The organism is Streptomyces caelestis (assembly GCF_001279005.1).
Taxonomy (GTDB): Bacteria; Actinomycetota; Actinomycetes; order Streptomycetales; family Streptomycetaceae; genus Streptomyces; species Streptomyces heliomycini.
In genome coordinates this window covers 1-11,935 of record NZ_LGCN01000228.1, presented here as the reverse complement: position 1 = coordinate 11,935, position 11,935 = coordinate 1, and the positions used below count along the sequence as shown (strand labels likewise).

General features: G+C 69.6%; 10 protein-coding genes and 1 pseudogene. 5 read left to right on the top strand and 6 right to left on the bottom strand.

Going from position 1 to position 11,935, the window contains the following annotated elements:
• Positions 1–2: 2 nt before the first annotated feature.
• Positions 3–2,147 (bottom strand): SpoIIE family protein phosphatase, encoded by a 2,145-nt coding sequence (locus ADK41_RS28710; protein ID WP_030819934.1) that lies wholly within the window; start codon positions 2,145–2,147, stop codon positions 3–5.
• A gap of 144 nt (positions 2,148–2,291) precedes the next feature.
• On the opposite strand from ADK41_RS28710, the gene aspS reads away from it, so the two are divergent.
• Positions 2,292–4,055, top strand: coding sequence for an aspartate--tRNA ligase (gene aspS, locus ADK41_RS28705; protein ID WP_030819932.1), 1,764 nt, complete (start codon positions 2,292–2,294; stop codon positions 4,053–4,055).
• Between the two features lie 70 nt (positions 4,056–4,125).
• Here aspS and ADK41_RS28700 read toward each other — a convergent pair whose 3' ends face one another.
• Positions 4,126–5,028 carry a hypothetical protein gene (locus ADK41_RS28700; protein ID WP_030819929.1) on the bottom strand — a complete coding sequence of 301 codons (903 nt, stop codon included), beginning with the start codon at positions 5,026–5,028 and terminating at the stop codon, positions 4,126–4,128.
• A gap of 65 nt (positions 5,029–5,093) precedes the next feature.
• Positions 5,094–5,459, bottom strand: coding sequence for a PH domain-containing protein (locus ADK41_RS28695; RefSeq protein ID WP_030819926.1), 366 nt, complete (start codon positions 5,457–5,459; stop codon positions 5,094–5,096).
• 386 nt (positions 5,460–5,845) lie between these two features.
• Here ADK41_RS28695 and ADK41_RS28690 point away from each other — a divergent pair, with 386 nt between their 5' ends.
• Positions 5,846–7,189 carry a pectate lyase family protein gene (locus tag ADK41_RS28690; protein WP_030819923.1) on the top strand — a complete coding sequence of 448 codons (1,344 nt, stop codon included), beginning with the start codon at positions 5,846–5,848 and terminating at the stop codon, positions 7,187–7,189.
• A gap of 137 nt (positions 7,190–7,326) precedes the next feature.
• Here the strand turns inward: ADK41_RS28690 and ADK41_RS28685 are convergent, their stop codons facing one another.
• The gene (locus ADK41_RS28685) at positions 7,327–7,569 is read right to left on the bottom strand and encodes a hypothetical protein (protein WP_167353490.1); all 243 of its coding nucleotides are present in this window, start codon (positions 7,567–7,569) and stop codon (positions 7,327–7,329) included.
• Between ADK41_RS28685 and ADK41_RS43530 the strand changes: the two are divergent.
• The 3 genes and pseudogenes from ADK41_RS43530 to ADK41_RS28675 all read left to right on the top strand — a co-directional run.
• Positions 7,511–7,942: pseudogene (locus tag ADK41_RS43530) on the top strand (IS200/IS605 family accessory protein TnpB-related protein); the annotation flags it as partial. The gene ADK41_RS28685 and the pseudogene ADK41_RS43530 overlap by 59 nt on opposite strands.
• A gap of 152 nt (positions 7,943–8,094) precedes the next feature.
• Complete coding sequence (locus tag ADK41_RS28680; RefSeq protein ID WP_030819919.1) at positions 8,095–8,976, top strand: helix-turn-helix domain-containing protein; 882 nt, start codon at positions 8,095–8,097, stop codon at positions 8,974–8,976.
• Positions 8,973–9,182, top strand: a complete 210-nt coding sequence (locus tag ADK41_RS28675) for a DUF397 domain-containing protein (RefSeq protein WP_030819916.1) — start codon at positions 8,973–8,975, stop codon at positions 9,180–9,182. Before ADK41_RS28680 ends, ADK41_RS28675 begins: the two co-directional genes overlap by 4 nt.
• 110 nt (positions 9,183–9,292) lie before the next feature.
• Here ADK41_RS28675 and metG read toward each other — a convergent pair whose 3' ends face one another.
• Both metG and ADK41_RS28665 read right to left on the bottom strand, forming a co-directional pair.
• Complete coding sequence (metG, locus tag ADK41_RS28670; protein ID WP_030819914.1) at positions 9,293–11,008, bottom strand: methionine--tRNA ligase; 1,716 nt, start codon at positions 11,006–11,008, stop codon at positions 9,293–9,295.
• Positions 11,009–11,154: 146 nt separating this feature from the next.
• Positions 11,155–11,935, bottom strand: a 781-nt coding sequence (locus ADK41_RS28665; protein WP_159043993.1) for a VWA domain-containing protein, incomplete at its 5' end; no start/stop codon positions are given.

Genomic DNA, 11,935 nt, shown 5'->3' with positions numbered 1-11,935 from the left:
GTTCAGCCGGGGCGGGCCCCCTCCGTCTCGTACAGCTCGAACCAGATGCTCTTGCCCCTGCCGCGCGGGGCGACGCCCCAGGTGTGGGCGAGGAGCTCGATCAGGACCAGACCGCGTCCGGAGGACGCCAGCTCGCCCGGTCTGCGCACGTGCGGCAGGTCGTCGCCGGCGTCGGTGACCTCGATGCGCATCCGGCGGCCCTCCCGCCCGCCGGTGACCTCGGCGAGCAGCAGGGCGTCGGTGTCGGTGTGCACGAGGACGTTGGTGAGCAGCTCCGACAGCAGCAGCACCGCCGAGTCCACCTGGTCCGGCGAGGGCCAGTCGTGCAGCAGCTCGCGCAGTTGCTGCCGGGCCACCGAGATCCGCTCGGGCTCGTCCTGTGCCACCGTCAGCGCCGTGCGTCGCCTCGGCGGCGCCGTCGGGTCCGTCCGCGCGTCGCCGCCCTCGCCCTGCCGGGACAGCAGCATCATGGCGATGTCGTCCTCGCGGCGGTCGGCGAGCGGGCCGGTGGTGTGGTGCGAGGAGGGGCCGTGCACCGCCTGCACCAGGGCGTCGGCCAGTTCCTCCTGGTCGCCCTCGTGTTCCTCGAGGACGGTGCGCAGCCGCCGCCAGCCGGTCTCCAGGTCGTGGCCGCCGGTCTCGATCAGCCCGTCCGTGCAGATCAGCATGGTCTCGCCGGACTCCAGGACGAAGCGGGTGGTCGGGTAGTCGGCGTCCGGGTCGACGCCCAGCGGCGGTCCGCCCGCCGTCGGCCGGGCCAGCACCGTTTTGTCGGCCATGCGGATCACCGGTTCCGGGTGTCCGGCGCGGGCGGCCTCCAGCATCCCGCTCGCCGGGTCGACCTCGACGTACAGACAGGTCGCGAAGCGGAGCTCGGCGGGGTCCGCCTCGCCGATCCCGTGCAGGAAGCGGGAGGCGCGGGACAGGACGGCGTCGGGGCGGTGCCCCTCCGAGGCGTACGCCCGCAGCGCCGTCCGCAGCTGGCCCATCAGCCCCGCCGCCCGTACGTCGTGGCCCTGGACGTCCCCGATGACCAGGGCGAACCGCCCTCCCCCGGGCTTCGTCCGGGAGGCGCCCCCGGGCAGAGGGACGACGTCGTACCAGTCGCCGCCGACCTGGAGCCCGCCGCCGGTGGGGATGTAGCGGGCGGCGACGCTCATGCCGGGGATGCCCGGGCCGAGCTTCGGCAGCATCGTGCGCTGCAGGTCCTCGCTCAGCGCCCGCTCGCTCTCGGCGGTGCCCGCCCGGGACAGCGCCTGCGCCAGCATCCGGGCGACCGTGGTCAGCACGGACCGCTCGTCGGGGGTGAAGGCGACCGGGTAGGCGAAGGTCGCCAGCCAGGCGCCCATGGTGCGGCCGGACACGGTCAGCGGCAGGTACGCCCAGGACTGCCGTCCGAAGGGCTGGGCGAGCGGCCAGGTGAGCGGGTAGCGGGCCGCGTACTGCTCCGGGGAGGAGAGGTAGACCGCGCGGCCCGTGCGCACCACCTCGGCGCCCGGGTAGTCCGTGTTCAGCGACATGGTGGTGAACGGGCGCTCGGACCCGGGCTCGTGTCCGTGGTGGCCGATGACCGTGAGGTGGTCGCCCTCCACGCCGAACACGGCGAAGCCGTCCGGTGAGAAGCCCGGCATCGAGAGGTTGGCCGCGACCCGCAGCACCTCCTGTGTCGACCGGGCCTCCGCCAGCGCCCGGCCGGCGTCCAGCAGGAACGCCTCCCGGGAGCGCCGCCAGTCGCCGGTGACCGCGCTGCGCGCGGCGGGCGTGCCCGGCCGGGGCTCGGCGACCTCCTGGAGGATGCCGGTGAGGACGTACGCCCTGCGTGCGCGGTCGAAGGAGGGCTTGGAGCGGCTGCGCACCACCCGGGCGACCCGGTTCCGGTCGTCCATGATCCGGATCCGCACCTCGGCGAGGGTGCCCTCGGCGACGGCGAGCTGGACCACTCCGGTGATCTCGTTCCAGTCGACGGGGTGCAGGCGGGCCCGGATCTGCGCCTCCGTGAGGGTGACCTGTGCCGCGGGCAGTCCGAGCAGCCGTGCCGCCACGGCGTCGACCGTGACCAGCCCGGTCGCGGTGTCCCAGTGCCACAGTCCGGTGTCGAGGGCGGCGAGGACGTCCCCCAGGGCGGGCAGGGGCTCACCAGTGCGCATTGCACCACTTTATGAAGAAGGAGGCGAAAACTGCCACCTCGTCCGGCCCGTGACGACGGAGAAGCGATCTCGGGCCGGCCGGTAGGCTTGGGGGAGTTTCACGTGAAACAACGACCCCGATCCGCGAAGGCTGGATGAACGACGATGCATCGGTACAGGTCCCACACCTGCGGCGAGCTCCGCGCCTCTGACGTCGGCACCGACGTCCGGCTGAGTGGCTGGCTGCACAATCGGCGCGACCTGGGCGGCATCCTCTTCATCGATCTGCGCGATCACTACGGCATCACGCAGCTCGTGGCCCGCCCGGGCACCGAGGCCTACGACGCGCTGGACAAGCTCTCCAAGGAGACGGTGGTCCGTATCGACGGCGAGGTCGTCTCGCGCGGTGCGGAGAACGTCAACGCCGAGCTGCCGACCGGTGAGGTCGAGGTCGAGGTCTCCACGGTCGAGGTGCTGGGCGCCGCCGCCCCGCTCCCCTTCACCATCAACGCCGAGGACGGCGTCAACGAGGAGCGGCGCCTGGAGTACCGCTTCCTGGACCTGCGCCGCGAGCGCATGCACCGCAACATCCTGCTGCGCACGTCGGTCATCTCGGCGATCCGCCAGAAGATGACGGCGCTGGGCTTCAACGAGATGGCGACCCCGATCCTGAGCGCCACCTCCCCCGAGGGCGCTCGCGACTTCGTGGTCCCGTCCCGCCTGAACCCCGGCAAGTTCTACGCGCTGCCGCAGGCGCCGCAGCAGTTCAAGCAGCTGCTGATGATCTCCGGCTTCGACCGCTACTTCCAGATCGCGCCCTGCTTCCGCGACGAGGACGCCCGCGCGGACCGCTCGCCGGGCGAGTTCTACCAGCTCGACGTCGAGATGAGCTTCGTCGAGCAGGAGGACGTCTTCCGGCCGATCGAGAAGCTCATGACCGAGCTGTTCGAGGAGTTCGGCAACGGCCGTCACGTGACGTCGCCGTTCCCGCGGATCCCGTTCCGCGAGGCGATGCTCAAGTACGGCTCCGACAAGCCGGACCTGCGCGCGCAGCTGGAGCTCGTCGACATCACGGACGTCTTCGAGGGCTCGGAGTTCAAGGCGTTCGCCGGCAAGCACGTGCGCGCGCTGCCGGTGCCGGACGTCTCCGGCCAGCCCCGCAAGTTCTTCGACCAGCTCGGCGACTACGCGGTCTCCCAGGGCGCGAAGGGCCTGGCGTGGGTGCGCGTCGGCGAGGACGGCTCGCTGACCGGTCCGATCGCGAAGTTCCTCACCGAGGAGAACGTCGCCGAGCTGACCAAGCGTCTCGCGCTGGCCCCCGGTCACGCGGTGTTCTTCGGCGCGGGCGAGTTCGACGAGGTCTCGAAGATCATGGGCGCGGTGCGGGTCGAGGCCGCCAAGCGCGCCGGCCACTTCGAGGAGGACGTCTTCCGCTTCTGCTGGATCGTCGACTTCCCGATGTACGAGAAGGACCCGGACACCGGCGCGATCGACTTCTCGCACAACCCGTTCTCGATGCCGCAGGGCGGCCTGGAGGCCCTGGAGACCCAGGACCCGCTGGACGTCCTCGGCTGGCAGTACGACATCGTCTGCAACGGCGTCGAGCTGTCCTCGGGCGCGATCCGGAACCACGAGCCGGAGATCATGCTCAAGGCGTTCGAGATCGCGGGCTACGACCGTGAGACGGTCGAGGAGAAGTTCGCCGGCATGCTCCGCGCGTTCCGCTTCGGCGCCCCGCCGCACGGCGGCATCGCACCCGGCGTGGACCGCATCGTCATGCTCCTCGCCGACGAGCCCAACATCCGCGAGACCATCGCCTTCCCGCTCAACGGCAACGCCCAGGACCTGATGATGGGCGCGCCGACGGAGCTGGAGGAGGCCCGGCTGAAGGAGCTGCACCTGACGGTGCGCAAGCCGCAGCCGAAGTAACCCCGGCAGCAGTGAAGGGGCCTGGAACCGGTGTCGACACCGGTTCCAGGCCCCTTCACCGTTGTGCCGCTCAGGAAGCCGACTGCTCCTCGGCGAAGAGGTCCTCGGTCGTGATGGCCGTCAAAGAGCGGTCGAACCAGGTGGTGAGCGCTTCGAGGTCGGTGCAGGTGGTGATGCGTTCGCGGTCGTCGTCGGAGACCGTGAGCCCACGTACCGACAGGACGCGCAGGATGTCCTCGGCCTTGCCCTCGGCTTTGCCCTCGGCCACGCCCTTCAGGTACTTCTCCTCGAAGAGGGTCCTGTGTCCCGGGAAGTGGGTGACGACGTTCTGCATCAGCTTCCTCCAGTTTTCCCTGCTCGGCGTGGACTCCAGACCGACTTCCACCACTTCGAACCAGTACTTCGTGACGTCGGGCTCAAAGGACATGAGCCCGCGGGCGACCGTCTCCAGTATGGCGGCCGCCCTCCGGCTTTCGCTGTGCACGATGGCCGAGAGGGCCGCCAGGGCCGGTTGCCGGACCACCACCGCCTCGTCGGTCACCACCGGCACGGTCTGTGGGCCGAGCACGAACGGGCGGGTGACCTGGGTCGTCCAGGGATCGACGGCGCATTCGAAGGGGCCCATCGCCCAGGACGCGGTGGACCGGTCGCGGCAGACCACGACCAGCAGTACGGGCAGGTCGTACTTCGCGTGCAGGTACGCGACGTAGTACGACCAGTTCTTCGCTTTGTCCGGGTCCTTCTTCGTCTGGGCTTCCACGGCCAGGACGAAGTGCTCACCCATGTCGGGCTCGAACTTGAGGACCGTGTCCGCGCGGCGCTCCACGGGACGGATCTCGGTGACGTCGGTGGAGAGCTCGTGGAAGTCCGTCTTCGCGGGCGGCGGCAGGCCCAGTGCCTCGAAGACGGGGGCGAGGGCCTCCGGATGCTCCTGGAAGAGTCGGTGGGAGGCCTCGTGTGTCGCTGTGACCATGAGCGCAAGCCTGGTGCGCTCATGGTCTATGCGCCGGGCATATGTGAAACGATCACCCGATCGAGTCAGCGGGCCACGAACTGGGTGAGGATGGCCTGGACCTCGTAGATGTCGACGCCCTTGGTGAAGGTCTTCTCCACCGGGGTGGGGGAGCCGGAGATCCAGATCTTCAGCTCGGCGTCGAGGTCGAAGGTGCCGGCGGTCTCCACCGCGAAGTGGGTGATGCTGCGGTACGGGACGGAGTGGTACTCCACCTTCTTGCCGGTGATGCCCTGCTTGTCGACCATGATCAGGCGGCGGTCGGTGAACAGGATGGTGTCGCGGATCAGCAGGAACGCGGCGTGCACCTGCTCGCCGTGGCCCAGCAGACGGGCGTAGTCCTGTTGCGCCTGGGCCGGGTCGACGGTGTGCGCGTTGCCGAAGAGTGCCATGGACGGGTCCCCCACGTGAGTGATGACGGCCGGGCCTCGGCCGCCTTCACGCGATCCTCGCAAGGCGAGGCGCCCGGGAGAAGGGCTCGCCCTTCCCCGGGCCGCTGCTGTAGCGAGCGCGTTACGCGGCCGGCGTCTCCACGGGACGCGGGAAGAGGACCGCGCCCTCGGCGCCCGTCGACCCGGCGGACGGGACACCCCCACGTCCACTGTCCCCGGCGGCGCCGACGCACCGCACTCGCCGCCCGCGGTGAGCTGGGGTGAGCGGAACCGAGTGGGGCACCGTGGAGGCGGAGGGGAGGAAAAATCTCCGCACGCGGCAACCCTTCGCCGGGCGGCGGCCACTGACAGGGCGTAACCCCGTTTCTCCCCCGTAAGGAAGCCCCGTGGCTGCTCGTTCCCACCGCCGGTCCCTCCGCTCCCGTCGTGCCGCCGTCGTCTGCGCGGCCGTCGTGGCCGCCGGCGTCGGCGCCGGTGCCTTCGTGATGAACGCCAATGCCGGGACCGTCGACCTGTACCACCAGACGCTCGCCGCGAAGGACGGCTGGGCGTCCTCCGGTACGGGCACCACCGGTGGCGCGAAGGCCGACGCCGCCCACACCTTCACCGTCTCCACCCGCGCGCAGCTCGTGAAGGCACTGGGCTCGGCGTCCGACACCACGCCCCGCATCATCAAGGTCAGCGGCATGATCGACGCCAACACCGATGACAGCGGCAAGAAGCTGACCTGCGCCGACTACGCCTCCGGCACCGGCTACTCGCTGTCGGCCTACCTCAAGGCCTACGACCCGGCCACCTACGGCCGCTCCAAGCTGCCCTCCGGCACCCAGGAGAAGGCACGCGCCGCCGCCCAGGCCAAGCAGGGCAAGAACATCGTCCTCAAGGTCCCCGCCAACACGACGATCGTGGGCGTGCCCGGCACGAACGCGGGCCTCACCGGGGCCATGCTCCAGATCCAGAACGTGGACAACGTCATCGTCCGCAACCTGACCTTCGCCGCCACCGAGGACTGCTTCCCCCAGTGGGACCCGACCGACGGCGACGACGGCAACTGGAACTCCAACTACGACTCGGTGTCCCTGCGCGGGGCGACCCACGTGTGGGCGGACCACAACACGTTCACCGACGCGCCGCACTTCGACAACGCCAACCCGAAGTACTTCGGTCGCGAGTACCAGATCCATGACGGCGCCCTCGACATCACCAAGGGTTCCGACCTGGTGACCGTCTCGCGCAACCAGTTCACCAACCACGACAAGACGATGCTGATCGGCAGCAGCGACACCGACAGCGTCGGCAAGCTGCGCGTCTCCCTCCACCACAACGTGTGGAAGGGCATCATGCAGCGTGCCCCGCTGGCCCGCATCGGCCAGATTCACATCTACAACAACTACTACGACGTCACGCCCCTCAACGGGTACGCGCCGCAGTACAGCATCAACTCCCGCGCCAAGGCCCAGGTCGTCGCGGAGAACAACTACTGGAAGCTGCCGTCCGGCGCGAAGGCCGCCAAGGTCCTCAGCGGTGACGGAACCGGGGCGATCGCGGGCGGCGGCAACATGGTCAACGGCACGGTGACCGACCTCGTCGCCGCCTACAACGCCGCCTCGTCCAAGGACCTGAAGACCACGGTCAACTGGACCCCGGCCCTCACGGCGGGCCTGGAGGCCTCGGCGGGCGACCTGCCGACGTCGCTGGCGACGACGACGGGGGCGGGCGTGCTCCAGTAGCACCCGAGACGCGCGAGGGCCGGGAGACCACGAGCCCCCGGCCCTCGCGCACCCACACCGCACGGCGTCCGCCGGACGGTCCGAGAGGACGTGCATCCCCGGCAGGCGGCGTGGAGAGGCCCTTCCGGCAGCCGTGACTACTCGTCCTCGAAGATCTCCGCGGCCGTCGGGGCCGTGACGGCACGACGGTGCCAGTGGCGCAGGATCTCGGGGTCGCCGCAGCCGGTGACGCGTTCCCGGACCGCGTCGGGGATGTCGATGCCGCGCACCTCCAGGATGTCCAGGACGTCCTCGACGGCGCGTCGTGCCGCGCCCTCGGCCACCGGCCGGCTCCGCGCCCGCCTGACCTCCATGGCCGACGCCACTGGCATCGCCGTCATCGCCGTCGACCCCGCCTACACCTCCAAATGGGGTGCCCAGCACTGGCAGAAACCCCTGACCAGCCCCACCCGCACCACCACCCGGCACGATGCGGCGAGCATCGCGATCGGACGACGCGCCCAGGGCCATCCCCTCCGGCGTCGGGCGGCACCGCCCCGTGCACACCGGAGCGATGTGCACGGGCATCGGACCGCCCAGGCCGGACCGGAGACTCCCGGGCGTGAGGGACCCCGCCCCCGCGTTCCCGGACCACGGACCCGATCCGTGCCGCCGGACGCGGAGCGAACGCGGGCAACCAGTGCATCCACAACCGTTCGGGATGCGCCAGATGCGCAGGTCCGGGTCCAAGACTCACTCCTGCTCACTGACTAGGAACGGTGGCCGGACGTGCTTACCGTGAACAGTGACGGAACCGGTACGTAGGGTGACTATCGGTGCTTGCCGGCCGCTGTCCGAACCGTCGGAAAAACCGGCCTACGAGTAAGGGCGTTGCACAGCACGGCGGTACGACAGAGGGGTGCGGCATGTCGGTGGACGGCGAGGCGGTACGGCTCCGGACCGGGACCGAGGAGGACGAGCCGGGGTGGGAGGTGGACCCGGAGGACGAGTGGGGGGTGGCCGTTCTCACCACGGTGGGGCGGCAGTTGAGGCTGCGGCGGGAGGCGATGGGCATGCGGGTCGTCGACTTCGCGGCGGCGGTCAAGTACGGGGACGACCTGGTCTACAAGATCGAGGGCGGGAAGCGGATTCCCCGACAGGAGTATCTGAGCAGGGCCGACGAGGTGTTGGACGCGGGCGGGCTCATCGCGGCGGCGTGGGAGGACGTGCGGAAGGTCCGGTACCCGAAGAGTGTTCGGGCGCTGGAGAAGCTGGAGGCGCAGGCGGTTGAGGCTGCGCTGTACAGCAACCACAACATCCACGGTCTGTTGCAGACCGAGGAGCACATGCGGGCGCTCTTCGAAGCGTGGCTTCCCGCCTACTCGGATGAGGAAACGGAGCGCATGGTGGCCGCGCGGATGGCCCGCCGTTCGATCTTCGAGCGGTCACCGGCGCCGACGCTGAGTTTTGTCCAGGAAGAGGTGACGCTGCGGCGCCCGGTCGGGGGCAGAATGGTTTGGCGGCGGCAGCTCGAACGCCTTTTGGAGCTTGGGCAGTTGCGGAACGTCTCGATTCAGGTGATGCCGACTGACTGCGAGGATCACTTCGGCACGGGCGGACTGATCGAGGTGCTCAAGTTTCCGGACGGCACGGGGGTGGGGCGCACCGAGGGCGCGTTCAGCGGTCGCCCCGTGTCCGACCCGAAGCAGCTCAGGATCCTTGAACTGCGCTATGGCATGATCCGGGCGCAGGCTCTCACGCCCCGAGAGTCGCGGGCCCTCATCGAACAGATGCTTGGAGAGACATGACCAGCACCTCCACCGGCCACGACGCTTCTGCGCTGGTCTGGTTCAAGAGCAGCTACAGCAGCAGTGGCGACGGCAATGACTGCATCGAGATCGCCACGGCCCCTGGCGTGGTGCGCGTCCGCGATTCCAAGCACATAGGCGGCCCTCAGCTTGCGCTTGCGCGCCAGGCGTGGGCCGACTTCGTGGCGCACGCGTCGGGAAGCTGATCCTTTCAACTGCCCAGAGGCCCGGAAACATGCCGTTTCCGGGCCTCTGGACGTACGTGATGCGTCTGTCGGCCTCCTGGGCCGTGAGGCCGGCGAGGGTGGTTCGACCGTTACTGGTCGGAGCCGCCGAAGCGCTCCCGGTAGGTCTCCAGGTCCTCTTCGGTGATTTTCGCGAAGAGGACCTGGGGGACCGTGAAGGGCGTACCGGCCGGGACGGCGGTGAGGGCGCGGGCCTCCTCCGGGGTCACCCAGGTCGCGGTGTCGTCCTTCAGGGCGAAGGCCGACCGCATCGCCGCCGCGGAGGCCGGAATGAAGGGCTCGGAGACCACCGCGTAGAGGTGGATGAGGTTCATCGCCGTGCGGAGCGTGAGGGCCGCGCCCTCCTTGTTCGTCTTGATCTCCAGCCAGGGGGCCTTCTCCTCCAGATAGGAGTTGCCGGCCGACCACAGGGCGCGCAGCGCCGCCGCCGCCTTGCGGAACTGGATGGCCTCCATGTGCTCCTCGTACTCGGCGAGGAGACGGGCGATCTCCGCTCCGAGCCTCGACTCCGCCTCACCGGGCTCGGCGCCCGCCGGGACCTCGTCGCCGAAGCGCTTGCGGGAGAAGGACAGGACGCGGTTGACGAAGTTGCCGAGCGTGTCCGCCAGATCTTTGTTCACGGTGGCCGTGAAGTGCTCCCACGTGAAGGACGAGTCGTCCGACTCGGGGGCGTTGGCCATCATGAAGTAGCGCCAGTAATCGGCGGGCAGGATCTCCAGCGCGTCGTGCGTGAAGACGCCGCGCCGCTGTGAGGTGGAGAACTTCCCGCCGTAGTAGTTCAGCCAGTTGAAGGCCTTGATGACGTCGACCTTCTTCCACGGCGAGCGGGTGCCCAGCAGGGTCGCAGGGAACATCACGCTGTGGAAGGGGACGTTGTCCTTGCCCATGAACTGCGTGTAGTGAACGTCGGCGTCCGACTCCCACCACCAGGAACGCCAGTCGCGGTTCTCCGGGTCCTGGTCCGCCCACTCCTTCGTGGCGCCGATGTACTCGATCGGGGCGTCGAACCAGACGTAGAAGACCTTGCCCTCGGCGGCCAGGTCCGGCCAGGTGTCCGCCGGGACCGGCACGCCCCAGTCCAGGTCACGGGTGATCGCCCGGTCGTGCAGCCCCTCCGTGAGCCACTTGCGCGCGATGGAGGAGGCGAGGACGGGCCAGTCGTCGGCCCGCTCGTCGACCCAGGCCTCGACCTCACCGGCGAGGACCGACTGGAGGAGGAAGAGGTGCTTGGTCTCACGGACCTCGAGGTCGCTGCTGCCGCTGATCGCCGAGCGGGCGTCGATCAGGTCCGTCGGATCCAGGACACGGGTGCAGTTCTCGCACTGGTCGCCGCGGGCCTTGTCGTAGCCGCAGTGCGGGCAGGTGCCGATGATGTAGCGGTCGGGCAGGAAACGGGCGTCGGCGTTCGAGTACACCTGGCGGATCGACCGCTCCTCGATGAACCCGTTCGCCTTCAGCTCCCGCGCGATCTCCTGCGTGATCTCGTGGTTCTGCGGCGAGGAACTGCGTCCGAAGTAGTCGAAGGCCAGGCTGAAGCCGTCGTAGACCGTCTTCTGGGCGTGGTGCGCCTGGGCGCAGAACTCGTCGACCGCGACGCCCTGCTCCTTGGCGGCGAGCTCGGCGGGGGTGCCGTGCTCGTCGGTCGCGCAGATGTAGAGGACCTCGTGACCGCGCTGACGGAGATAGCGGGAGTAGACGTCCGCCGGGAGCATCGATCCCACCATATTGCCCAGGTGCTTGATCCCGTTGATGTACGGAAGGGCGCTGGTGATGAGATGTCGAGCCATCGCGGGCTGCTCCCGGGTCGGTACGTGGTGACGATCGTCGGTTGTCGGGTCGTCTACGAACCTTGAAATCCTAGCCGAAACGGCAGGACCGCCCGCTTCCCGTTTTACGTGCCGGGAAGGGGCGGCCCTGGACGGCGGGACCGGTCCTACGGGCGCCAGGCCGCCAGTACGCCCTCGTAGAGCTCCTTGTCGGTGAGCTCGAGGGGGGTGGGGCCCGCGTGGAAGAAGGAGGTGTTCCCCGTCTTCAGCTTGCGGAGGTAGTCGAAGGCCTTGTTGTCGTGCTCGCCGAAGGCGACGAAGGAGAAGAAGACGGCGGGGTGGTTCTTCGCCGCGTCGGTGAGGGCCTGGGTGGCGGGGGTCTTGGCGTCCGGTGCGCCGTCCGTCTGGAAGACCACCAGGGCGGGGGTGCCGGCCGGCTCCTCGGCGTGCCGTGCGAGGACGGCCTCGACGGCCGCGTGGTAGCTGGTACGGCCCATGCGGCCGAGGCCGGCGTGCAGCTCGTCGATCTTGTTCTCGTGGTCGGTGAGGGTCAGCTCGCCGGTGCCGTCCAGTTCGGTGGAGAAGAACGTGACGTGGAGGGTGGCCTCGGTGTCGAGGTGGGCGGCGAGGGCGAGGGTCTGCTCGGCGAGGGCCTGGGCGGAGCCGTCCTTGTAGTACGGGCGCATGCTCGCGGAGCGGTCGAGGACGAGGTAGACCTTGGCGCGGGTGCCGGTGAGGTCGTGGTGCTCGAGGGTGGCGCCGGCTGCCTTGTGGGCGGTGGTGAGGGTGGTGGGGACGGCGGGCTGCTCGGTCACCGGCTCGACCGTGGTTTCCGGCTCGGGCTCGGGGTCGGGGTCGGCCTCGGCTTCGCCTTCGGCCGGGGTTTCGTTCCCGCCCGCACCACCCGTGCTGCTTTCGTCGTCGGGTGCGGGTGGCCCCTGTGGGGTG